The organism is Thermococcus sp. (assembly GCF_015523185.1).
Classification (GTDB): Archaea; Methanobacteriota_B; Thermococci; order Thermococcales; family Thermococcaceae; genus Thermococcus.
This window is the reverse complement of record NZ_WAKV01000048.1, coordinates 1-23,247: the sequence shown is the minus strand read 5'-3', so window position 1 is coordinate 23,247 and position 23,247 is coordinate 1. Positions and strand designations below refer to the sequence as shown.

Annotated in this window: 24 protein-coding genes; 10 read left to right on the top strand and 14 right to left on the bottom strand. The window is 50.9% G+C overall.

The features are described 5' to 3' along the window. Nucleotides 1–42: 42 nt before the first annotated feature. Nucleotides 43–1,341, bottom strand: coding sequence for a phospholipase (locus F7B33_RS05300; protein WP_297062467.1), 1,299 nt, complete (start codon nucleotides 1,339–1,341; stop codon nucleotides 43–45). 175 nt (nucleotides 1,342–1,516) lie between these two features. Here F7B33_RS05300 and F7B33_RS05295 point away from each other — a divergent pair, with 175 nt between their 5' ends. Beyond that, the gene (locus tag F7B33_RS05295; protein ID WP_297062480.1) at nucleotides 1,517–2,200 is read left to right on the top strand and encodes an HAD family hydrolase; all 684 of its coding nucleotides are present in this window, start codon (nucleotides 1,517–1,519) and stop codon (nucleotides 2,198–2,200) included. A 36-nt stretch (nucleotides 2,201–2,236) separates the two neighbouring features. Next, on the top strand, nucleotides 2,237–2,818 hold the full coding sequence (locus F7B33_RS05290; RefSeq protein ID WP_297073581.1) for a hypothetical protein: 582 nt from the start codon (nucleotides 2,237–2,239) through the stop codon (nucleotides 2,816–2,818). Here F7B33_RS05290 and F7B33_RS05285 read toward each other — a convergent pair. Next, nucleotides 2,805–3,083 (bottom strand): hypothetical protein, encoded by a 279-nt coding sequence (locus tag F7B33_RS05285; protein WP_297062463.1) that lies wholly within the window; start codon nucleotides 3,081–3,083, stop codon nucleotides 2,805–2,807. The genes F7B33_RS05290 and F7B33_RS05285 overlap by 14 nt on opposite strands. Before the next feature lie 91 nt (nucleotides 3,084–3,174). On the opposite strand from F7B33_RS05285, the gene F7B33_RS05280 reads away from it, so the two are divergent. The 4 genes from F7B33_RS05280 to F7B33_RS05265 all read left to right on the top strand — a co-directional run bounded on the left by F7B33_RS05280 (nucleotide 3,175) and on the right by F7B33_RS05265 (nucleotide 5,769). After that, a complete protein-coding gene (locus F7B33_RS05280; protein WP_297073579.1) occupies nucleotides 3,175–3,852 on the top strand; it encodes a metallophosphoesterase in 678 nt (225 codons plus the stop codon). A gap of 45 nt (nucleotides 3,853–3,897) precedes the next feature. Then, a complete protein-coding gene (locus F7B33_RS05275) occupies nucleotides 3,898–4,599 on the top strand; it encodes a PrsW family glutamic-type intramembrane protease (RefSeq protein ID WP_297073604.1) in 702 nt (233 codons plus the stop codon). Further along, entirely contained in the window at nucleotides 4,599–4,817 is a 219-nt protein-coding gene (locus tag F7B33_RS05270; RefSeq protein WP_297062459.1) for a hypothetical protein, read from the top strand. The genes F7B33_RS05275 and F7B33_RS05270 overlap by 1 nt, the downstream gene beginning before the upstream one ends. Before the next feature lie 160 nt (nucleotides 4,818–4,977). After that, nucleotides 4,978–5,769 (top strand): hypothetical protein, encoded by a 792-nt coding sequence (locus F7B33_RS05265; protein ID WP_297073576.1) that lies wholly within the window; start codon nucleotides 4,978–4,980, stop codon nucleotides 5,767–5,769. On the opposite strand, the gene F7B33_RS05260 is transcribed toward F7B33_RS05265, so the two are convergent. From F7B33_RS05260 to F7B33_RS05225, 8 genes are all read right to left on the bottom strand, one after another. Continuing rightward, complete coding sequence (locus F7B33_RS05260) at nucleotides 5,766–6,110, bottom strand: DUF1667 domain-containing protein (protein WP_297062455.1); 345 nt, start codon at nucleotides 6,108–6,110, stop codon at nucleotides 5,766–5,768. The genes F7B33_RS05265 and F7B33_RS05260 overlap by 4 nt on opposite strands. Continuing rightward, a complete protein-coding gene (locus F7B33_RS05255) occupies nucleotides 6,107–7,360 on the bottom strand; it encodes an FAD-dependent oxidoreductase (protein ID WP_297073600.1) in 1,254 nt (417 codons plus the stop codon). Before F7B33_RS05255 ends, F7B33_RS05260 begins: the two co-directional genes overlap by 4 nt. Beyond that, the gene (locus tag F7B33_RS05250; RefSeq protein WP_297073575.1) at nucleotides 7,360–8,850 is read right to left on the bottom strand and encodes an NAD(P)/FAD-dependent oxidoreductase; all 1,491 of its coding nucleotides are present in this window, start codon (nucleotides 8,848–8,850) and stop codon (nucleotides 7,360–7,362) included. The genes F7B33_RS05255 and F7B33_RS05250 overlap by 1 nt, the downstream gene beginning before the upstream one ends. A 145-nt stretch (nucleotides 8,851–8,995) precedes the next feature. Further along, nucleotides 8,996–9,691 carry a hypothetical protein gene (locus F7B33_RS05245; RefSeq protein ID WP_297073571.1) on the bottom strand — a complete coding sequence of 232 codons (696 nt, stop codon included), beginning with the start codon at nucleotides 9,689–9,691 and terminating at the stop codon, nucleotides 8,996–8,998. Between the two features lie 56 nt (nucleotides 9,692–9,747). Beyond that, nucleotides 9,748–11,229 carry a glycerol kinase GlpK gene (gene glpK / locus F7B33_RS05240; protein WP_297063050.1) on the bottom strand — a complete coding sequence of 494 codons (1,482 nt, stop codon included), beginning with the start codon at nucleotides 11,227–11,229 and terminating at the stop codon, nucleotides 9,748–9,750. Between the two features lie 43 nt (nucleotides 11,230–11,272). Further along, nucleotides 11,273–12,010 carry a hypothetical protein gene (locus tag F7B33_RS05235; protein ID WP_297073570.1) on the bottom strand — a complete coding sequence of 246 codons (738 nt, stop codon included), beginning with the start codon at nucleotides 12,008–12,010 and terminating at the stop codon, nucleotides 11,273–11,275. 69 nt (nucleotides 12,011–12,079) lie between these two features. After that, nucleotides 12,080–12,823 carry a glycerophosphodiester phosphodiesterase family protein gene (locus tag F7B33_RS05230; protein WP_297073568.1) on the bottom strand — a complete coding sequence of 248 codons (744 nt, stop codon included), beginning with the start codon at nucleotides 12,821–12,823 and terminating at the stop codon, nucleotides 12,080–12,082. After that, nucleotides 12,813–13,562 carry a glycerophosphodiester phosphodiesterase family protein gene (locus F7B33_RS05225; RefSeq protein ID WP_297063056.1) on the bottom strand — a complete coding sequence of 250 codons (750 nt, stop codon included), beginning with the start codon at nucleotides 13,560–13,562 and terminating at the stop codon, nucleotides 12,813–12,815. Before F7B33_RS05225 ends, F7B33_RS05230 begins: the two co-directional genes overlap by 11 nt. 150 nt (nucleotides 13,563–13,712) lie before the next feature. On the opposite strand from F7B33_RS05225, the gene F7B33_RS05220 reads away from it, so the two are divergent. The 4 genes from F7B33_RS05220 (at nucleotide 13,713) to F7B33_RS05205 (ending at nucleotide 17,180) form a co-directional block, all read left to right on the top strand. Then, nucleotides 13,713–15,038: an MFS transporter gene (locus tag F7B33_RS05220; RefSeq protein ID WP_297063058.1), complete on the top strand. Its 1,326-nt coding sequence runs from the start codon at nucleotides 13,713–13,715 to the stop codon at nucleotides 15,036–15,038. Nucleotides 15,039–15,042: 4 nt separating this feature from the next. Continuing rightward, the gene (locus tag F7B33_RS05215) at nucleotides 15,043–15,906 is read left to right on the top strand and encodes an alpha/beta fold hydrolase (RefSeq protein ID WP_297063059.1); all 864 of its coding nucleotides are present in this window, start codon (nucleotides 15,043–15,045) and stop codon (nucleotides 15,904–15,906) included. 34 nt (nucleotides 15,907–15,940) lie between these two features. Beyond that, nucleotides 15,941–16,657: a DUF2334 domain-containing protein gene (locus tag F7B33_RS05210; protein WP_297073566.1), complete on the top strand. Its 717-nt coding sequence runs from the start codon at nucleotides 15,941–15,943 to the stop codon at nucleotides 16,655–16,657. Between the two features lie 193 nt (nucleotides 16,658–16,850). Further along, nucleotides 16,851–17,180 carry a hypothetical protein gene (locus F7B33_RS05205; RefSeq protein ID WP_297073564.1) on the top strand — a complete coding sequence of 110 codons (330 nt, stop codon included), beginning with the start codon at nucleotides 16,851–16,853 and terminating at the stop codon, nucleotides 17,178–17,180. Here F7B33_RS05205 and upp read toward each other — a convergent pair. The 4 genes from upp to ppsA all read right to left on the bottom strand — a co-directional run. After that, complete coding sequence (upp, locus tag F7B33_RS05200; RefSeq protein ID WP_297073562.1) at nucleotides 17,174–17,842, bottom strand: uracil phosphoribosyltransferase; 669 nt, start codon at nucleotides 17,840–17,842, stop codon at nucleotides 17,174–17,176. The two genes, F7B33_RS05205 and upp, sit on opposite strands and share 7 nt — an antisense overlap. A gap of 33 nt (nucleotides 17,843–17,875) precedes the next feature. After that, complete coding sequence (locus F7B33_RS05195; protein WP_297063063.1) at nucleotides 17,876–19,336, bottom strand: MATE family efflux transporter; 1,461 nt, start codon at nucleotides 19,334–19,336, stop codon at nucleotides 17,876–17,878. A gap of 38 nt (nucleotides 19,337–19,374) precedes the next feature. Next, nucleotides 19,375–20,736 carry an MATE family efflux transporter gene (locus F7B33_RS05190; RefSeq protein ID WP_297063065.1) on the bottom strand — a complete coding sequence of 454 codons (1,362 nt, stop codon included), beginning with the start codon at nucleotides 20,734–20,736 and terminating at the stop codon, nucleotides 19,375–19,377. A 123-nt stretch (nucleotides 20,737–20,859) separates the two neighbouring features. Next, nucleotides 20,860–23,247: phosphoenolpyruvate synthase (gene ppsA, locus F7B33_RS05185; protein ID WP_297073559.1), on the bottom strand; the 2,388-nt coding region annotated here is incomplete at its 5' end.

Sequence of the window (23,247 nt, the reverse complement as noted above, 5' to 3'; positions counted from 1 at the left end):
CATCGGAAGTGTGCAAAAGGGTATTGAAAGGGTAAAAGAAAATCAGCTGGTAACGCCTACATCCTCAAAGAACTTCTCCATAAGCCCCGCGACGAGCTGGATGTCATACTGCATCGTCTGATATACCGCCCACTGGACTTTGGTATACGTCCTGCCATCCAGGGTTTTGAAGTTACTGGGGGAGTTGGGGTTGAAGTTTGCGTGAATAACTATGTTTCTGATGGACCAGCCGTCAACCGTGTCGTCCAGCCAGTCATCCTTGTCAACGTGGGTGTAGATGTAAACGGTGTCCCCTGGAACGGTAACTTCAGTGGGCCCTATAAGGTTCGGGTCTTGGGAGTACTTGGCTATGAGGTTGTGGTTCTTATCGTAGATTTCGACGTAGCCGAGAGTTTTTCCGTAGAAGTTCTGCATGTCAATGTCGAAGAAGACAAGGGTTATAGAGCTGGCTCCAAGGAACTGGAGCTTAAGAACACTCCAGTCGCCCTTTTTGAGCTCCTTCGTCCAGAAGTAGGGGCCTAAATGACCAAGGGGCCCCCAGAGGTTTATGTCTTTTCCTGTGGCATAGGCCATATAGCGCCATGAGTTGTGGGCGGCGAGGTCCACGTAGGCCCAAGCGACGCCATTGGACAGGCTCATGTGGCCGTTTTCGTGAGGCCCGAGGTATATGTCCTCCCCCTGAATGAACTTCTTTTTCTCCTCGGGAATCTGCCACCACTTTATGGGGGTCAGGTTAAGGGGGACTCTTCCGTTTAGCATGTCGTCGGCAACCGTAGGGGAGACGTTGTTTTCAACGAAATCATGGGCGTCCTCGGCGTATTTGAACTCTTCGAGGACCTCAAACAGGTGGGGAGTGTTATGGGCTATAATCATCGATGCATCCTCAAGTATGTGCACAGTCCTGCCAAGGTATAGCATGGCCCCACTGTAGTTGCCTTCTTTCCAGAGTTGCACTGCCTTCTCATAGAGCTCTTGAGCCTTGTCCGCGGCGGAAACATCGTGTCCAGTCGCTATATCTGTGATGAATAGCCCTGCATGGTCCATTGGGTCTATAAAATGATACTGGCTCTCAAGGGTGTACGTCTTGCCCCCGATTGTTATGCTCCCGCCTCTCCAGTCCTCGTCATAGGCACCGTAGAGAAGCTGGTTCTGGTATTTCACCAGGATTTCACCGAGTTTGGGGTCGTCCTGATAGACGGCCTTTATTGCCATGTAGGTAAGCCTCTGGTGGACGTTCATTTTGTCATTTAGACTGGGTCCGTTGGTCGGCCATGCTATTGCGTAGGTGCTTGAAAAAAGAACAAAAACAACTACCATGATTGTAGCAATTACTTTTTTCATTTTAACACCTCCTTGGCAGGGATGGTGTTAATGATACCCGAATAAAAATTTTTTGAGTGACAATAGTTATGATGGTTGGAAAACAATTGAACAAACTTTAATTCAACGTTCCCAGACTGTTCCCGGGGGGCAAAAGTTTAAAGCACCCTAATGTCTCGGGCAAAAGGGGATGACAATGATAATAGCATTTGATTTCGACGGAACACTCGTTGACAGTTATTCTTGTATCGAGGAGGCCTTCCTTCGAGCGCTTGAAAAGCGTTATCGCTGGCTTCCCGGAAAAAAGCTCTGGGCGAAGTTGCTAACAAAAATTGAACTCCAGTTCGAGAGACCGAGCTTAGGGGGACATAAGAAGACCCATAAGCCCCCTTTTTTCCTGAGGACTAAGTTCTTCGAGACCTGGTTCATCGAGAGGGCAAAGCTGACTAAGCCGATAGACGATTCACTGGAACTGCTCAAAAAACTCAAGGAAGGGGGACACACCGTTATTTCTTTCTCGGCCGAGGACTTCATAGAGGGCATGAAGGTTAAAAGGCTCAAGATGGTAGGCCTGTACGACCTCTTCGATGATGTTATCGTCTTCGGTCGTGAAATGACACTTGACGAGGCCTTTCGGCTCGTTAGGGAAAAATACGGAAACGAGACCTTTATCTGGGTGGACGACAAGCCCTGGCGCTTCATCGGCAGGGGTGATGAGAACACCGAGTTCGTGTGGTACTACTTTCCCTTCACAGCCAGGTTCGTTGAAAAGAATCGTGAAAAACTTGCCCTAATTCCGCACCTTCACGTCATAAGGGACCTCTGGAGTCTATTCGATGTGATTGAGAATGTGAAAAAGAGAAAACATCCAGAAGGATAAAATATTTTTAGGATGTTTTCCAATTACCCTTGGAGGATGCCCATGAAAAATCCCCTAAGGAGCAGGGTAGTGATACTGTCACTGGTTGCGTTCACTGCAATACTAGTCCTCTCTATTGGCCCCTGGTGGAAGGACTTAATGGGTAGCGTGACCTCTCAACCGCCAAACGTTACAGCAATCTACCTTGGGGTTTCTCCACCTGCGGGTGAGTGGCAGTTCGTCGTTGGGGATAGACTCCTCAGTGACTGCTCCGTGGCCTATGTCTACAACTTCACTCCGACTGGCGTTCTCACGATTTACGAAATCGACGAAGGAACCCTAAGGGCCTTGGGCTTTGAGGCAAACACAACCCGTTGCACGGATAACCTTGAATACGGTTACGTGGCGGTGAACATAAGTCAGAAAATTGATTCCCTATCAATAGTTGTCTGGACGAGTAAAAGTTCTTCAAACGGTCAGGACGTTTACTTTGTGGAACTCGGTAGCTGGAGGTTCGTCAACGGTTCTTACATCGGCTACATAGCCCCGCCCATGGACAAGAACTACATGCTCCTTAACCTCAACGCGGTTAGGAGAATGGTAAACGAAACTGGAATCCACTACATCAATCGCCGCTGAGATACTCAAGGGTGTCCTCCACGAACTCGTCCCAGTCCTCTTCATTTACCTCTTCAAGCCTTACGCTGAATTCCTTTCCGAGGTTCCATCTGATGGCGATTTTTCCCCTGTCTGTCTCCGCCATGACTAGCCCAAAGGGTGCATCGCCCATCCAGTGGTGCTTTGAGAACTCGATTGTAAAGCCCATCTTTCTGAGCTCCTCTAGGATTAGCTCGTAGGTCTTTGCCGGGCCGTAAGAACTCTTGGCGAACCCAATGTAGGCCATTTTTACTCACCATTGCTACCTTATTGGTCAGATTTAAAACCTTTTCGGTTCCCCTAACAAAGCTTAAAAGGGCTTCATCAAACTTACTCTTATGAAGCCCGAGCCACTCCCGGAGAAGGCATTGAAACTGGGGAAAAACCTAATAATAGCTGACCTGCACCTCGGCTATGAAGTTGCGATGGCAAAGGAAGGTTTTTACCTTCCAAGGATATTTCACGAAGTCGTTGAAAATCTAAAAGGTCTTATAGAGCGGGAGAGGCCAAAAAGACTTATCATAGACGGCGACTTAAAACACTCCTTTATCCCCGAGTGGAGGGAGAGGGCTGAGTTGAAGGCTTTTTTTGACAAAATAAGCAATCTTGTTGGAGAGGTAGTTCTCGTCAGGGGTAACCACGACGTTGGAATTCTGTGGCTCAGGGAGCTGGGAGTGGAGATAGTTGATGAGCTCGAAATCTATGGTTGGAAGCTTGTCCATGGCCACAAACTGGTTGAGGGTGAGTGCTTTATAATTGGCCATGAGCACCCCGCTATAAGGCTCCGCGACGAAGTTGGTGCCATCCTAAAGGTTCCGGCATTTCTCTTTGGCGAAAGGCTTATCGTTCTCCCTGCTTTCAGCCCCTGGGCGTATGGAAACGATGTCCTCAGGGAGGTTGTCTCTCCCTTTCTGAGGTTTTACAAGGAGGACTTTAGAGTGGTTGTTCCCGTTGAGGGAGAACTTCTCGATTTTGGTAGGCTTTCCCGTCTCCGAGAGGTTTTAAAGAGGCTTTAGCGAAAGGTTTAAACCTCTCAGGAATTACTTTTGTGGGTGATAGCGATGAACGTGCTGACGGCGTTGGTATTCTTTGCATACGCTCCAGCCCTCGCGATACTCTGGTATTTCTATCACAAGGACAGATACGAGCCAGAACCCAAGAGATACGTCATAGCAACGTTTCTTCTGGGTGCCACTTTATCGGTGGGCATTGCCTACATCGTCGAAAGCGTTTTGACTGTTGGAGGTCTGATACAGCCGATACTTCCGACCACAGCTTTCTATGTTGCATTGGTTGCAGGGCTTGTTGAAGAGCCGGCAAAGGCCCTTGCGGTTAGATTCCCCTACAAAGCCGGTCAGATGGATGGCATAATGGACGGCCTAGTCTACGGCGTCGCGGCGGGTCTCGGCTTCGCGGCTACCGAAAACTTCCTCTATGGCCTCGGTTGGGGCGTGGCCGTAACACTTACAAGGGCTTTCCTCACGCCCTTTGCCCATGGGACGTGGACGGCCATAATCGGTGTTGGTTATGGTCTCAAGGCTGAGGGGAAAGTTGAGTCCCTCTCTCAGTTCTACGCCCTTGCGATATTTCTCCACTTCATATGGGACTACTTCGCGTTCCTGAGTGTAACGGTTCCTGCCTATAACATAATGCTCATATTCCTGCTCCTAGTTAATCTGTCAATCCTGCGCTACTTCCTAATCCTCGGTGAGGAAGAGGACAGACAGAGGTTTTGGTATTATCTCATCAGGAGGGGTTGGTGATGAAGGACTCGCAAAAGCTTGAGGTGGTCCTCTTTGAGACCCGACCCTATGTGGAGTACTGGGACAGGCTGGAAAAACTCGTGAAAGAACTTTGGAGAAAAGCGGAGAACGAAGAAGAGTTCATTGAGCGCTTAAAGGAGGAACTCCAGCGGGTGGAAGAGCCCTTTAAAACGGATTTGAGGATTTTCCTTCAGAAGCTTGAAGCTATTGAGGACTGACCTTTTGGTTTATATTCTGTAGTATACTGTTCTTTTTGTTATGTTTTCATGTTTTTACGATTGAACTATTTCCAATGTGCTTTTGTTTAAGCTTTCTTAATTCGAAAAGTATTTAAGGAAGACCTGTCCTCTCTCAGTGAAAACGACTGGAGGTAGTAGCATGAAGAAGGCCCTCCTATCAGCTGTTGTCGCTCTACTGGTCGTATTTGCCGCGGGATGTGTAGGCAAAAGCACGGGTCTAACGGAGGAGAAGGTCATCCATGCCATCAGGAACATAAAAACTGCCCACTATGATGAGAACTTCACAATGGCCATGGACTTTACCCTGCCTGAGGAGAACACGACCGTTAACCTGACCATGAGCCTGAGAATCACCGCCATGTTAGATAGGGTCAACAAAAGGGCTCTGGGGAACTACACTGGTTGGGCCTATTACAACGGCCTGAACATATCGTTCAACTGGCCCGTCTACATTGAGGGAAACTATACCTACCTTCAAGTAAACAACAGGTGGTACAATGCAACCGACAAACAGGAAAGCGGTTCCGGCTCCTACAACCTCGACGCCATTCGCTCTCTGCTGAACTCGACAAACGTGACTATTCTCCCCACCGCTGACGGATATCAGTTCAAACTTAACCTCAGTTTTGAACAGTTTGTCAATGCAACGGGAAGAACTTATGCTCTCGATAAACTCTTTAGGCTCAATGGAAGTGTCAAAACAAACGAGGGCTGGGTGCTCGTGAAACTCAAAAACGATGGAACACCCTATTACATTGAAACTTACTTTGACCTAACACTCATGATTCCAGACCCCATCACTAAGGAGAGCGTGCCGGTTCACCTCCGCGTCCATGATAGAGAAGCGCTGACAAAGATAAACGAGCCGGTTATAATAAAAAGGCCAGAGGGCATTGAGAATGCCCCACCTTTCAACGGTCTTTGGGACTAAGCCCCTCTTGTTGCAACTATTTTTATCCCTTCCCACTCGGCAACGACGTCCCCAATTTTTACGGGGGCTTTTAATCTTAGGTTTGCCAGGAATTTCATAAGCTCGGGTATCTTTTCTTTCTGGACTGGTTCGGCAGTTTTGACGCTCACCGTTGGAAGAGCACCACCTTCAACAGGAATAACGCTCATCACTACTCGCCTGGGGTTTATAACTTCCTGTATTGCCCATTCCTCTCCTCTGGGACATGTACAACCCCTGACATCCTTAATCTTCCCGTCCTCAACTTCAACCTCAATGGAACAGCCAAGTGGGCAGACTATACAGGTAAAGCGGTAAATCATGCCTTCACCACCTCCACGGTGAGCCTCTCTGCCTTCCTGATTTCCTCGGCTTTGAGCTTTATCCTGAGCATCTCAGCGGGCTTGGCCACAGGAAGCTTTATCCTCTTGTCTATCTCTGGAATCCTGAGCTCAACGTTTTCCATTGGCTTTGCAACGCGGAGGTAGAGGTAAACGTCCCTCTCTCCGCTCAGGTAGTGGGGAACGATGAGCCTAACGTTTTCTCCCCTATTAACCTTAATCCACTTTCTGCTCTCGATTCCGCCGTTTTCAATGAACTCTTTGGCCCCCTCAGAGGCAAGTTCACCCTGCTCTGCCACGTAATCAACGAGGTCGTTTATAAGGAGTGAGTTCCCGGCAACGAAGATTCCGGGAACGCTCGTCTCAAGCCTGTCGTTGACAACTGGCCCACCGGTTGCTGGGTCAATTTCAACCCCAACCTTCTTCAGCTTCTTCACCGCAGGAACAAGGCCCGCTGAGACAACTAGGGTATCGGCTTCAATCCAGAACTCTTCGCCCGTCTCGTTGAGGTTCTCATCAACCTTAACGACCTTAACTTTCTCGACCCTTCTCCTTCCGCGAACTTCTACGACCTTATGGCTCAGGTAGAGGGGAATTCCAAAGTCCCTGAGAATCATGACGTTCCTCGCCAGTCCGCCGGGATACGGCATAAGTTCCACAACGGCCTTTACCTTCGCTCCCTCAAGGGCAAAGCGCCGGGCCATTATCAGACCAACGTCGCCGGAACCGACGATAACGACTTCTCTGCCCGGCATTATTCCGTAAATGTCCATAAGCGTTTGGGCTTCTCCTGCCGTGTAAATCCCGGCAACCCTGTCACCAACTATTCCAATTTCAAAGGCGTGCCTTTCGCGAGCCCCAGCGGTGTAGATTATCGCCTTGGCCCAGACCCCATAGATTCCGGCTGGAGACGTGAAGAGCACGAACTTTTCGAGGTCGGAGTAGTTCCTGATTTCGAGAACCCTCGCCGAGGTTCGGTACTCCACACCCAACTCGACAAGATTCTTGGCGAGGCGCGAGGCGAACTCAGGTCCGGTTAGTTCTTCCCTGTAGTAGTGAAGTCCAAAGCCTGGGTGAATGCACTGGGGCAGAATACCGCCGAGGTAGTCGTTTTCATCTAGTAGGAGAACATTTAAACCGAGTTCCTTGGCCTTTATTGCCGCGGCCATTCCCGCGGGCCCACCGCCTATGACGACGACGTCGTAGCTAAGGGCCGGGATATTTGGGAACATCATGCACCATCCCCCCTGAGCAGGACCTTGACGTCTCCTATTCCAATCTCGCTTCCCCTGCCCTTCAGCGTTACTTTCCAGGGCTCGACTCCGTACTCTTTGGCTAAAAGCTGGACTATTTTCGGCCTGCAGAAGCTTCCCTGACAGGTTCCAGTGGTAGCTTTCGTCCTGAACTTGACGGAATCAACGCTCGGCGTTTTAACGCCTATGAACTTCATCCTCTCGATTGCCTCCAGAATGTCCCCCTCGCTGACGTTGTTACACCGACACACTATCTTCCCGTAGGCCGGGTTTCTCTTAACCGCTTCGTTCACCTGCTCGGGTGTCATCATGAAGAAGTGGCTTATCTCCTTCCTGTAGGGGTTCCACTTGGATTTTTCCTTCAGCTCAATTCCGAGGTCGCTCTCGATTATTTGAACCACCTCGTAGGCTATTGCCGGTGCACTTGTCAAACCGGGCGAACGAATGCCTGCAACATTGATAAAACCCCAGACCTCTTCCTCCGCTTTGATTATGAAGTCTCCCCCGGTTGGCTCAGGTCTCAGCCCGGCAAAGGTTCTGATGACCTTGCTCCTTGGGGGTAGCCGGGGCCAGAGCTTTTTGGCACCTTCCCAGACCTGTTCGAGACCCTCCTCTGTCGTGGCGAAGTTTTCCTTTTCCTCTGGTGGCAAATCCTGGGCGTTGGGTCCTATCATGAGGTGACCTGAAATCTCCGTGGTCACGACGATTCCCTTGCTTATCGGCGTCGGCGTAGGGAAAAGAACCCTCCTCGGCCCAGGGACGTCGTCATCGAAAATCCAGTATTCCCCTTTCCTCGGGTGAATCTCAAAGTAGTCTATTCCTGCCATTCTCGCTATCTCATCGGCATAAAGGCCCGTCGCGTTTATTACGATGTCAGCCTCGATGAAACCGTTGTTTGTTTCAATGCCCTTAACTTCCCCGTTCTCAACCTTTATGCCCCTCACTTCCGTTTCGAGGTGGGTCTTTACCCCGTTGGCAACGGCGTTTTCCACAATTGCTATAACCGCCGGAATCGGTGCTATCTGGCCGACTATAGGAACCCATAGAGCGCCGATAGCCTTGGGTGTGAGGCCCGGCTCGAGGTGGAAGAGCTCTTCCTTATCAACTATTCTCATCTCGGGGACGCCGTTTTTCCTCCCGCGCTCCAAAAGCCTCTCGAGCTCGTCAAAGTCTTCCTCCTTTGTTGCAACTATCAAAGCCCCGTTCCAGACGTGGGGAATCTCGAGTTCCTTAACCCACTGATGCCAGAGCCTATTGCCTTTTATGCAGAGCCTCGCCCTCGTCGGATACTTTTCCGGGTCGTCGTCGTAACCGCCGTGAATTAAGGCGGTGTTGGCCTTGCTCACACCCCAGCCAACGTCGGGTGCCTTCTCGATTAGGTGAATCTCAAGGTTCTCGAACCTGCTCAGAACGCGCGCTATGCTCGCACCGCTTATTCCCGCGCCTATTATGGCAACTTTCGTTTTCATACGCCACCCTCCGGTGAGCTTAAAAATTCCTTCCACGTTTTAAAGCTTTCTCAAACCTTTGGTTTTGTGAAAAAGAGTAGAGAGGACTGTTCGGGGCATTGAGAGGGAGAACAGGGGAGAACAGAAGGAGAATGGACATGAACGTTCATTGCTTCCACTCGCCGAGGAGGGTGAAGTTTCCCTCTTGGAACCAGTTGGCACTGTTAACATTGGAGGGACCGCGACTCTTTCCCACGAAGTGTCCCCCGATTGGTTCCCCGTCGGCGTTGACGATTAGTGTAACGTTCCAGGTTATGTAAATCCTGATTATGTGTGGATTTTCAATAGTTCCTGCGTTGGATTCGTCCACGTAATCTAATGACAGGTTGAGCTGGTAGAGATTCCCAGCTCGTTTAACGTCCGTGACGTTCCCGTCTGTCAGAACCCACGACAGGAAGTTCATGATGTTGAGTCCCGGGGAATACGTGTGAGTAATAACTGACCAGTCAAGGTCATCCAAAGTGGCGTTTACTATGTAATGGAAGCTTCTTCCGTCTGTTTTTTTAACCCAGTAAACGGCGGAGCCGTTGGCGTAGTTCACGCAACCCTTTACCCACTTGGCCTGAATCCCGAAGAAAGGAACCGGAAGTGAAGTTCCATTAACGACCCAGCAGAAAGATTCATAGGAGCCCAAGCTAATAAGTACCTCGTTGACTGATGGAGCTTTCTCTCCGACTGGGGTGTGCGTGGAGTTCTCATTGGGGACTGCCGAGTGGATTGGTGTGCCTTGGTCCCCATGCAGGGCATATCCGAGTATTACGAGAATCACAAACACGCTAAAAAGAACTATTTGCCTCTTCATGTTCTCCCCCATTGTTATACGCCCGAAAGTATAAAAAATATGGGGAGAACAGTAACTCACTCTCCGACGACCTTTGCCCAGCCCATCGCCCTCTTCACGGCTTCCTTCCAGCCGCGGTAGAGCTTTTCCCGGGTCTTTTCGTCCATCTTTGGCTCGAAAATCTTCTCGACCTTCCAGAGGCGCTCTATCTCCTCAAGGCTTTCCCAGTAGTCCACGGCCAGTCCTGCAAGATAGGCCGCTCCAAGGGCAGTAGTTTCCTTCACCACTGGCCTCACGACACGCCTGTTGAGTATGTCCGCCTGAAACTGCATCAGGAAGTCGTTGGCAGTTGCCCCACCGTCAACGCGGAGCTCCTTTATTCCGACCAACTTTTCCATCTCCTCGATGACGTCCCGTGTGAGGTAGGCTATCGCCTCCAGCGTTGCCCTCGCGAGGTGTTCTCTGCCGGTTCCGCGCGTTATGCCTATTATGAGGCCCCTTGCAAACTGGTCCCAGTACGGTGCTCCAAGGCCGACAAAGGCCGGGACGAAGTAAACCCCCTCGTTGCTCTCCAGCTTTTCTGCGAGTTCTTCGGTTTCGGCGGCGTGTCTGATAATCTTTATTCCGTCGCGGAGCCACTGAACTGCCGCTCCAGTTACGAATATGCTTCCCTCGAGGGCGTAGGTGACCTTTCCCTTCAGCCCCCACGCTATCGTTGTGAGCAGGTTGTTTGAGTAGCGGACGGTCTTTCCCGTGTTTGCCAATATGAAGCTCCCGGTTCCGTAGGTGGCCTTCACCATTCCCGTTTCAAAGCCCGCCTGACCGAATAAAGCGGCCTGCTGGTCGCCGGCGTCCCCACTTACCGGAATCTCTGCACCGAGGAGGTCCCTCCTGGTATAGCCGTAGACCTCACTCGACTCCCTCACCTCGGGCAGGATGTCTCTGGGAATTCCAAATATCTCAAGGAGCTCGTCGTCCCAGTCTAACCTCTTGATGTTGAAGAGCATCGTTCTGGAGGCGTTCGAGTAGTCCGTAACATGCTCCCCGGTTAGGCGGTAGATGAGGAAGGTATCCACGGTCCCGAAGAGGACCTCGCCTTTCTCCGCCTTCTCCCTTAGACCGGGCACGTTATCAAGGAGCCACTTGAGCTTTGAGGCTGAGAAGTAGGCATCGGGCACAAGGCCGGTCTTCTGCCTTATCATATCGCCGTATTCCCTCTTTATTTCCTCAACCATCTCCGCCGTCCTTCTGCACTGCCACACTATTGCGTTGTAAAGTGGTTTCCCGTTTCTGTCCCAGACTATCGTCGTCTCGCGCTGGTTGGTAACTCCGATAGCGGCTATCTGGCCAGGTTCTATTTTGGCCCTTTCAATGGCAGTCTTTATCGCTCTGAACTGCGCTTCCCAGATTTCCTCCGGGTCATGTTCCACCCAGCCGGGCCTAGGGTAGTGCTGGGGGAACTCGTACTGGCCGATTCCAAGGATGTTGCTTTCCCTATCGAAGATTATCGCCCTTGCCGAAGTCGTCCCCTCGTCGAGTGAGAGTATGAACTTCTCCACCTTTGACCACCTTAGAACATGGGGTGCTTCCCATAATTATGCTTTACTCTCCCCGGGGCAGTCTCAGTAAGAGGCCCAGTAATGAAAGTATAATGCCAACCCCTGTCAGTTTCCGGGAGATGCACGTGAAATAGGATTCAGTGTGCCCCATTGATGCCTGTATGAAGAAATCTATCCGTATGGTATTTTCATCTGCAACCTCTTCTCTGTAGGTCTTTTGCCTCAGTGCCGTCAGGTTGGTGACGTAATATGACCAGCCAAGTTCCGGTGCCTTTCTTTCCATACCAGGGAGCTCTGAGCTTTTCCCCATTGCACACATTGACACGTATGCGGTGTTTTCTATGGTATCTTTATCCTGCAGGTGGGGACTGAGATTAAACTCCTCCAGAAAGTTCTCGAACTTCTTGACATCTTTGTCATCTTTGATTGGTATCCCCAACGTCAGCCAGACATCGGAACCTTCGCATGGATACGAATCCTTAGAGAGTGCCAGTATTGAGGCGATGGCTTCGGCACTTTCCTTTCTTAAATAGATGTTCCCCATGTAGCTTCCCGTGAAGAACAGCGCGACAATTACCAAGGCTGTGAACACGAGAAAATCGCGCTTGTCTTCCCTGACACTTAAAAGTATCCCTGCTGTTCCCAGCAGGAGAAGGCACCCCCACACAACCGGGAGTAGATATGCCGGGACAGATTCGTCCCCTGAAAGCTGAAGACGGGTGATTGAGAAAACAAAAAGAAGTGTGAGTAGAAGGAATGTCCTCAGGTTCTCACGCTTCACTTCCCGCACCTGCGCTCTGGATTTCCTCTTCACAGTCCGCCAACGGAAAAAATATAGACAACAGGGTTTTCATCTCAGCCCTTGTTTCTTGAGGTATTCAATCATTCTCTTCACGTCGTTCGCAATGACCACCTCAAAAAGCCCCTTGAGTTTTGCAAGGTTGTCGTTGAGGTAGAAGAGCTCGTCGTTTTCCGTCCACAGGACGACTTTTAGCCCAAGGGAGCGGGCCCACTTTATGGCCTGAAGGGTTTTTTCGAGGCCGAGAAGCGGTATTGCCTCCATCGGGATGTTTATTGACCAGAGGTTAAGCTCCTCCTTAAGCTTTGGGATGAGCGGGACGACCTCTTCCCTGTCAATCAGGAGGCCCATTCTAGTTTCCCCATCAAACTTTCGGTATTCCCTGAGAGAATCAACGTCGAAAGAAGAAATCAGGGCTCTCTCGGGGTTGTTTTTCTTGACGATTCTAGCAACTTCCCCAACGGCATCCTTATCCTTGAGCTCGACGTTGACTAGAGCGCTTTCTGGAAGGGCTTCAAAGACCTCCTCAAGAGTTGGAATCCTTTCGCCCAAGCCGATATCGGCCTTTTTGAGGTCTTTAAGCGTCATTTCCTTCTGCCTTCCCTTCATGTTGCTTGTCCTGTCTATAGTCTCATCGTGCATTACCACTACCTTTCCATCCTTTGTTAGCCAGACGTCGAGCTCAACACCATCGGCTCCTGCTTCAACGGCCTTTTTAAACGCTAAAAGGCTGTTCTCTGGGAACTTGCCCATGTAACCCCTGTGGCCGAGCACTATTACCTTCTCATCCCACATATCTGGTCGCCTCAATGCCAATGGGTTGGAGAGATATAAACCTTTTTACCCTGGCAGGGTCATCCGCTATAACAGCATCCGCCCTGTCCATAAGCTCCGGCAGGAGGGCAAGCTCGTCCATTCTGTAGTTCCAGAGCCATACCCTGAGACCCTTCCGGCGGTAGAGCTCTATCAGCGTTAATACTCCTCTCACTCCGAGGTAAGAGGTCAGGTCGAGGGGGATGTGGATAGAGTAAACATTCCTCATTAATCTTAAGCTCATCAAAAGGTTGCGTGCGCTGATTATCGAAAATCCGACCCGACAGTCTGGGCATTCCCTCTGAATTTTCAGGGCGAGTCCGAGGTTGTCTGCGGAGATGACGGTTCTCTCCAGGAGATTTCTTCGTTCGAGTTTTTCAATCAGTTTCTCAACGACTTCGGGGTCTTTAATATCGGCGTTTAAAATCTCCGGCGAGAGCTTTATAACGTCCTTCACCCTTGGAACTAATCTTCCGTGAGGGTGCAGTCTGAGAAGTTCCCTGTAGGTCAGTTCTCTTACTCTGTAGAGTTTTCCGTTTGCCCGGAACTCACCATCGTGGAGTGTTACAAGCTTTCTGTCACCTGTCAACCTGACGTCGAACTCTATTCCATCAGCGTATTTGAGAGCCCTCCTGAACGCGGGTAGGGTGTTCTCCAAGACACCTCGAAACCCTCTGTGACCTAATAGCATGAAGTTTCTCTCAGTGTTCGGAATTGTCATCTTTACTACCGCCCAAAAATGAACTCACAACCCTTAAAAGCCCTATGGCACCATCGTATCAATATGTTCTACGAATGAAAAAGGGGTATGAATGTTGAATCTGTGCTGGAATAATGAAAATGCCTTCGGCCTCAAATGGAGGGGAGGGATATGAAACGGGAATTTAGCTGGGGAACCGTTTTGGGACTGGCCCTCTTGGGCTTTAGTATGAGTACAGGATGGGCCCTAAACAAGGGACTTTCCTTTAAGTTGCTTCAGAATGAGTACACCAATTCCGCCTTTGTGATTGGTGCTGTGCTTTCACTTCAAGGGCTGATGGGAATCTTTGTTCCAATTCTAATGGGATACTACAGTGACAAGAGCCGTTTTGGCAGGGGACGGAGAACGCCCTTTATTCTTGCTGGTGGTATCTTTGCTGGCTTTGTAGTCCTTGGTGTTTACTTCAGCTACATAGCAAAGGTTCCATTGCTGGCTTTTGCAGCGATGCTCGCGCTGTTCTACTTCGCCATGTACTTCTACGTTGCCCAGTACCGTTCACTGATGCCGGATGTTATCCCAAGTGGCGAGCGCGGAAGGGCGAGCGGTATAATAACGCTCTTTGAGTGGGCGGGTAACCTCTTCCTGTTTGGAAGCTTAGCATTTTTAATAATTGAGGCAACCAAGAAAACAAACATTAAAAACGAAATAAACGCCCTAATACAGGCAGGATACATGTGGGTTCCCTTTGCTGTTGTCTCTGGATTCCTGATGCTCTCAGCGCTCGTCGTCTATATGAAGGTTAGAGAACCCACCTTACCCGAGGAAATGCCGGAAGAGGGCCTTACAGCGTATCTCCGTTCAATAGTTTCCGACAAAGACTTCTTGAAGTTCTATTCGGCTCAAATACTATGGTGGATGAGCTTCGAGTTCGTGGCTGTCTTCCTCTTTGGAATCCTCGAATCAGTTCTTGGAACAAAGGATGTCACTGCCCTTGGAAACGCAATAATGGCTCTTTTCAATGTCCTTGTACTTGTAGGTGCCGTTGTTGGGGGAGTACTCTACGACAGAATGGGCAGGAGGAAGTCCATTGTTCTCGGGGGAATAATCTTCTTGGTGCCCTTCCTCGCGGGCTGGTTTGTTTACACCAAAGTACAGATAACGGCTTTGATTGGAATAGCCGGAATAGGTTGGGGAATGTTGATGGCTACATCCTGGCCTGTCATTGGTGACCTTCTCACTAAGTACGAGCGTGAAGCATTTAACGGCCGCTATTACGGCTTCTTTGAGGCAACAAAATCCTTCCCGATACTGATAGCCGGTCTGGTCGGTGGTGCAATAGTTCAGCTTGCGGGAGGTAATTATAGAGTCCTTTTCCCCGTTGGTGCCATATTTGTAATAATTGCCCTGCCCCTTATTTGGGGAATGAAGAACCTCGATGTTGTCTCTGAAGACAAGCCCGATATAGAAGACATTGAAGAAACGGAAGTGGGGGTATGACCCGGTGTTGGTTGAAGTTTTAATTTTTCTATTTCTGCTCTTCATAGCTTTTTCTGCCTTTATTGCCTACAAACTGGTCAAACCACCACGCTTTATCAAGAACTGGACGCCGGAAGACTTTGGCTACAAATATGAAGACGTTACCATCGAAACAAGGGACGGGCTTAAGCTCAGCGCCTGGTGGGTTCCCAACGAGAAGGACTCGACGGTTATTCCTTTGCACGGCTATACGAGGAGCAGGTGGGATGAAGTCTACATGAAACAGACCACTGAGTTCCTACTCAGGGAAGGCTACAGCGTTCTCGTCTTTGATTTCCGTGCCCACGGGAAGAGCGAGGGTAACTACACCACAGTTGGAGAGAGGGAACTCGTTGACGTTATCTCTGCCGTGGACTGGCTGGAAAAGAACCACCCGGAGAAGGCCGGAAAAATAGGTTTGGTTGGCTTTTCAATGGGTGCGGTGGTAACGATAAGGGCCCTCGCTGAGGACGAGCGAGTTACCTGCGGCGTCGCGGATTCACCGCCGATTTATCTTGATAGAACGGGTGCGCGCGGTTTGAAATACTTTGCCAACCTCCCGGAGTGGCTCTACGCCTTTGTCAAGCCCTTCACAAAGCTTTTCAGCGGTGCGAAGGAGCTCAACATGCTAGCCTACGCTGAAAAAATCAGAAAACCTCTCCTCCTCATAGCGGGTGAAAAGGACCCCCTCGTGAAGGTTGATGAGGTCAAAGAGTTCTATGAGAGGAACAAAAAGGTGAACCCGAACGTGGAGCTCTGGGTCACTGATTCGCCCCACGTCAGAACGCTGAAGTTTCACCCCGAGGAGTGGAAAGCGAAGGTCGGTGACTTCCTGAGGAGGCACCTCTAGAAAGGTTTTTACGCTTTTTTCCAATCTTTCCCCGATGAAGAGACTGCTCGTGTTCGTCATATTTCTCTTGGTTTTCTTATCCTCAAGTTCCCTGTCGAGTCCGGCCTATATTCAACCCTTTGGGCGTTTTGCCATACTCGTCCACGACGTCAGCCCTGCTTATCTTCCACAGCTGGGGAACATAACTGCCGTTATAAATGAGTACGGTCTTCAAAACAGAACTTACCTCTTCGTTATCCCTGACCACGGCGGAATGATGCCGATGTGGAAGTACAGCACTTTTATGGACTTTCTCAGGGAGTTAAAGCGTGAGGGTTACCATATTGAGCTACATGGATACACCCATATTGGAGATGAGTTCAACTGCAACGCAAGTGTCGCCGAGAAGAAGCTCGAACTGGGCTTAAGGGCCCTTTCCTATCTCAACCTCACGCCAAAGTACTTCATAGCCCCAAGGTATTCCCTTTCAAGGCCAGCCCTGGATGTTCTCCTTGAGCACAATATCACGGTCCTTGGGGAGAATTTCATCTACTTTCCGAACGGAACTACTAAGCCCATCTACAACCACGAATACACGTGGTATACCCCCACGTTGCTTCTTCCATACGAGCTCACGAGTGCCGAAAGCTCCTATGAGAACACGAACTGGACGTTTTTCCTCTCAATCCACCCGGAGGCCGTTAACAACAAAGCCGGGATGGAGTTTTTAAGGAAGTTCCTGGGGTTCGTTTCAAAAAGTGGCCTCGGCTAACCCTCTTTTCATCATCGTCAGCGTGGCTAACGCTCGTCATCGGCCGTCTCCTGTTAGTCGGTGGGTTTAAAAAGACATGGGAAAATTTGAAGGGGGATGACGAGCGTTTACCGGTCTGATGTGTGATGAGACTGGCACTGGCCGACCCGACCGAAAGGCGTAAATACTTTCTTTTGAAGAAGTTAAATCGGTGATGAAGGTGGACTTCGCGCTGTTCATGGAGCGCTATGGCTACAAGGTTCTCCTCGTTGTTCTCGTTGGGGGTGTCTTCGCCTTTATCCTCGGGGCCCTGGGTTACTCCCTTCACACCCTCGGTAGATACAGCTGGGGGGAGGCGGGCTTTTTCGTTGGTCTGCTCGTGGTCGCGTCTATCATCGGTGCCTTCGCTGGTAAATTTATGAACACCGCCCTTCAACTCATCAGCAGGGTTTCCTTTATAAACAGGGCCAAGCTCTTTGAGGACGAAAAGAAACTCGAGAAGGAGAGGGAGAAACTAAGGGAAGAAGGGGGAGGGCTTTACTGAAGTTTAACCGGTGCCCCAAAGGCCCTGTCTCCGGCGTCACCTAAGCCGGGGAGTATGTAGCCTTTATCGTTTAGCTCCCTGTCAACCTTTGCCACGAATATTTCAACCTCTGGGTGTTCTGCCTTTATTCTCTCTATCCCCTCTGGAGCGGCGAGAACGCCAAGGACAACGAGTCTCTTCGGCTTCCCGTAGCGCTTGACCTCGTCGAGAACCTTAATCAGCGTTGAGCCAGTCGCTATCATGGGGTCGGCTACGATAACGGTGTCTTCAGGTTTTATCTCTGGGATTTTAACGTAGTTCATCTCAATCTCAAACTTCGGCGCCTTTCCGCGGGAGGCGGAGATGATGCCGACGCGCGCATGTTCGAGGACCTTGATGAGGCCCTCCATCAGTGGTATGGCTGCGCGAAGAACGGTTATTATGACGACGTTGCGCCTGTCCTTGACGATTACGCCTTCCGTTTCCTCAAGGGACGTCTTCACGGGAATTCTCTCGACGTCCATAGTCTTCGTCAGCTCGTAGGCCATGTAGCGACCGAGCTTTACGAGGCCCTTTCTGAATGCTATCGGCCCCGTTCTCTCGTCCCTCAGTTCGGTCAGTATTTCCATCAAAAAGGGGCTGTCCTCAAAGGAGTAAACGCCATCCCACCTTTCGGCCTTCATGTTCTCACCGCTGGCCCTTGGAGGGAGGGTTTATTAGTCTTCCGAATGTTTAACCTTACCAAGCTTTCTCAGTCCTTTGGACTTCTTCTCGATTATTGCGCTCATCCAGCTCCCGCGAAGGAACCAGGCGAGTGCTATCAACGCCCCGATGAAGTTACTCAGGCCCATTCCGAAGAAGACGCCCCTGCTCGTGAAGTCAAAGAGGCTCGCGAGGGGTATCGTTAGCCCAAGGATTGTTATGGCCCCAACGTAGCCGAAGGCATAGCTCAGTGGAATCCTTAGGCCCCAGAGACGGATTATGCCTAGGGCCATGCTCTTTTTGGTATGTCCTGCCGAAAGGAAGGTCCTGTTGACGACGATGAAGATTCCGTTGAAGAATGGAACCGAGATGAGGAAGTACTCAAGGACGATTTTGCTCTCGGCTATGACCTTGGGGTCGTCGAGGAAGACCTTGAAGATTGGAACACGGAAGGTTCCAATGATTAGAACTGCGAGGCTTGCTATGGTGAAGTTGATGAGCATCGCCCTCTCGGCTATTCTCTTGGCCCTCTCGAACTTGCCGGCACCGACGTTCTGGGCTATCATGGTCCCCATGGCCATGCTTATACCCCTGGAAATGCTCGTTAGAAAGTTCACCAGCCTCGTAGTTATGACATAGGCCGCATAGGTGACGTCACCGAAGCCCATTATAATCCTCGTGAGAACGACGAAACCGAAGCTGTTGGCAGATTGGCCGATTCCTGAGGGAAGCCCAACGCGGAAGAGCCTTTTATAGAACTCCAAATCCGGCCTGAGGCTTGAGGGGGTGAGTTTTAACGCTACCCTTCCCGAGAACATGAGGTAGAGACCGATTGCCGAGCCGGTTGCGTTCGCTATAACGGTAGCTACTGCCGCTCCGGCAACGTCTAGCCTTGGGAAAGGACCAACACCAAAGATGAAGAGTGGGTCTAGGACTATATTAAGGAAAACCGTCAGGAGGGTTATTTTCATCGGGGTCTTCGTGTCTCCTGAAGCCCTCATCAGAGCCGAGAAGGCCATGTATGTGAAGGCGAAGGGAACGCCGAGGAAGACTATCGTCGCATAGGTTTTTGCGTAGGGGTAAAGGCTTGACGTTACCTTCATGAAGCGAAGTGCGTAGGGGAGGATTAGGACGCTTATGATTGCCGTCACCACCGAGAAGAAGACCATGAGGGAGTAGAGGGCTCCTGCGGAGCGACCTGCCTTTTTGAACTCCCCTGCGCCTATGTATTGACCCACGAAGGCAAAGCCGGCTGTGGCAAACCCCATCCCTAGTGCCATCAGAGTCCCGATAATCGGCCACGTTACTCCCGGCGCTGAGAGTGCCTCTCTTCCGAGTTTGCCGAGCCAGAAGGTATCGGTTATGTTGTAAACGACCTGGACGAGGTTGTTGACTATCAACGGGCCCGCTAGCTTGAGGAGTGTTCTCTCCATTGGTCCGTTGATTATTTCTTCACGCATCTCGCTGAGCTTCATGGTCTATCAGACCGCCGTCGAAGGGTTCCTATTTAAACCTACTCCTCGATGAGCCTTTCCATCCAGCTACCTTTCAAAAACCAAATGAGGGCAAGGAAGGCACTTAAGATGTTGCTCAAACCCATGCCAAGGTAAACACCCCAGCTTGCACTCACAATCCAGCCGAGGATATAGCTCAGTGGAATCCTCAGGCCCCAGAGCCTTATCAGGCCAAGCGTCATACTGACCCGGGTCTTTCCAGCGGTCTGAAAGACGTTGGTGACCACGGAGAAAATTCCAAAAAATGGAAGTGAGGTCAGGAAGTACTTCGCGACGAGGGATGCCTCGTGAAGAACCGCGTCGTCCTTTATAAATGCACCAAAAATGGGTTCGTTAAAGGTAACAATTAACACCGTTCCCGCCGTTAGAATTCCAAAGTTCAAGAGCATCGTCCTCTCGGCTATCCTCTTAGCCCTATCAAACCTGCCCGCGCCTATGTTCTGACCGACCATGGTTCCCATTGCCTGGGCTATGCCGTTCGCTATTGCGAACATGAAGTTGGTGAGTCTGTTGGCTATCGCGTAGGCGGCGAAGGCAACTGTTCCGAACTGAAAGATTATCCTCGTGAGGACCATGAATCCAAAGGAGTTGAGTGACTGACCCACCGCGGAGGGAAGACCGATGCGGAAGATTTTCCTATAAAACTCCCAGTCGGGCTTCAAGTCCTCGCGCGTGAACTTTATGCCTTTCCTGCCGGTTATCAGGTAGTAGGCCCCTATCAGGGAGCCGACGCTGTTGGAGAACATCGTCGCTATTGCCGCCCCGACGACACCGAGTTCTGGAAACGGGCCGATTCCAAAAATTAAAACAGGGTCGAGAAGCATGTTGAGGCCAACCGTGAAGAAGCTTATCCACATGGGCGTTCTCGTGTCCCCAACCGCCCTCATGAGAAAGGTGAATGCAAAGTACGTGAAGGCAAAGGGTATGCCGATGAAGATGACGAGGGTGTACCTGAGAGCGTATGGGTAGACGTCTGGTGAAACGTCCATGAGCCTGAGAACCGTGGGTGCGAGGAGGGAGCCAACTACGGCCACCCCAACCGAAAAGAGGAGGCTCAGGGAATAGAGAGCCCCAGCAGAGCGGTTTGCCCTCTTAAAGTTTTTTGCCCCGATATACTGGGTCACGAAGGCGAAGCCCGCCACCGCGAACCCTATGCCAATGCTCATGAGGGTTGCTATAAAGGGCCAACTGGCACCGGGGGCCGAGAGCTCCTCCCTTCCGAGTTTGCCGAGCCAGAAGGTGTCAATAAGGTTGTAAAGCACCTGAACCATGTTGCTGACGATTAAAGGGCCGGCTAACCTGAAGAGCGTTCTCTCCACAGGGCCATTGAGGATATCTTCCCTGACATCCTCCAGGGACATTCTAATCAGATATCAGTCGAAACGTTTGTATAAAAACCTTAAGATGGATAAAAGTTCCATTGTTGCATTAATGTTGTTTGGCTATAGATGACAGAACAAAATATGATAGAAGAGAAAAGGAATTCAGAAGTCGAGCTCGTCCGCATCCTCAAAGAGTCTCTTTCTGGAAGCTTCAAGGATGAGCTTCTGCTCCTCTTGAGCGACGGTCTTTCTGATGAGCTCGACGGCATCTGGGTTGGCGCTGATGCTGTCGATTCCGAGCCTGACGAGGATTCTGGCCATCTTCGGGTCACTGCCGGCCTGTCCGCAGATGCTGGTCTCGACACCGTACTTCTTGGCGACCTTGATGACGTGCTTGATGAGCTTGAGCACTGCCGGGTGCTTCTCGTCGTAAAGCTTGAAGACGCGCTCGTTGTCCCTATCGATGGCAAGGGTGTACTGGGTGAGGTCATTGGTTCCGAAGCTGACGAAGTCGAGGCCTTCTTTGATGAGGTCCTCGATGATGAGGGCACTTGCAGGAGTCTCAATCATGACACCCCACTCGACGTCTTTGTGCGGCTCAAGGCCTACTGAGCGAGCTATCTCTTTGGCTTTCCTTATCTGCTCTGGGTGGCTGACAAGCGGGAGCATGACGCCAATGTTGTCGTATCCCTCATCAACGAGCTTCTTGATGGCTTTGAACTCGGCTCTGAGGAGCTCCGGCTGGTCGAGACCACGCCTGATTCCACGCCATCCGAGCATTGGGTTTCTCTCAACCGGCTCGTCCTCTCCGCCCGGAAGCTCGCGGAACTCGTTGGTCGGAGCATCAAGGGTCCTGTACCAGACGCGCCTCGGATAGAAGGCTTCGACGACCTTCCTGATGCCCTCAGCAAGCTTCTCGACAAGCTCCTCCTCTTTTCCTTCCTTGATGAACTTGACCGGGTGCTGACCGATGCTTAGTATCATGTGCTCAGCCCTGAGGAGGCCAACACCATCTGCACCGGTTGCAGCCGCGCGCTCAGCAACTTCCGGCATGGAGACGTTGACCTTGACCTCGGTGGCGGTGATGAGTGGAGCGCCTGCGACGACAACCTTACCGCCCTCGGCTTTTTCCGCTTCTTTCTTCTTTACGAGGCTCTTGACTATGCCCTTGTAGACAACACCCCTGGTTCCATCAACAGTAACAAGCATGCCGTCCTTGAGCTTCTTAGTTGCCTCTTTGGTTCCGACAACGGTTGGGATTCCGAGTTCTCTACCAACTATTGCGGCATGGCACGTTCTTCCACCCTCATCGGTAACTATTGCTGAGGCCCTCTTCATGGCTGGAACCATGTCGGGGTTAGTCATTGTGGTTACGAGGACGTCACCCTCCTTGACCTTGTCAATCTCGCTGGCGTCGAAGATGATGACGACCTTACCGGCACCGATACCGGGTGAGGCTCCAAGACCCTTGAGTATGACCTCCATCTCCTCGGTCTCCTCGACTTCCTCGCCCTCGCTTGGCGCTTCCTTAAGGGTTGTTATTGGCCTGGACTGAACTATATAGAGCTTTCCGTCGTCCTTGTCGTAGGCCCACTCGATGTCCTGCGGATACTGATAGTGCTCTTCAATCTTGGCACCGAGCTTGGCGACTTCAATTATCTGCTCATCGGTGAGAACCTGCTTCTCAACGTATTCCGGACCGAGGTAGTCGGCAACTTTGACGAGAACGGTACCCTTACCTGTCTCCGGGTTGCGGATGTACATGACTTCCTTCTTGGCGATATATTTTTCTTTTATTTTCCAAGTTCCCTTCTCGACTATGTATTCATCCGGAGTAACGGCACCGCTGACAACGGCCTCACCGAGTCCCCAAGCAGCGTTAATCATTATCTCGTTTCTGTCGTTGGTGACCGGGTTCGCGGTGAACATGACACCACTGGTCTCGCTGTTGACCATCTTCTGTACAACCGCTGAGAGGTAGACCTTCCTGTGGTCAAAGCCCTGCTTGGCTCTGTAGAAGGTGGCTCTGGCGGTCCAGAGTGAGGCCCAGCACTTCTTGACTTTATCTACGACGTCGTTATCACCGTAAACATCCAAGTATGTCTCCTGCTGGCCGGCGAAACTTGCTTCAGGAAGGTCCTCAGCAGTAGCAGAGGAGCGAACGGCGACATAGACAGCCTCCTTCCCGAACCTCTGGCTAAGTTTGTGGTATGCATCCAGAACCTCGGTCTTTATCTCTTCGGGCATTGGGATGCTCTCTATTAGTTCTCTAATAACAGCTGTATTGTCAAGCAGTTCCCTGCTGTCGTCGACATTGGTTCTGCTTACTATGTCCATAATCCAGTCCTGAAGTGGTCTCGGTTCATCGGGGGCCTCTGCGAGAACCTCTGCGAGGACACCACTTTTGGCCTTCTCTCCCATTATCCTTTCGATGTCACCTTTGTTGAGCTTAACGTTCTCGACAAAGTACTTGTAGGCCTCAGCAGTGACGCAGAATCCGGGCGGAACCGGTATTCCAGCGTTGGTAAGTTCACCGAGGTTGGCACCCTT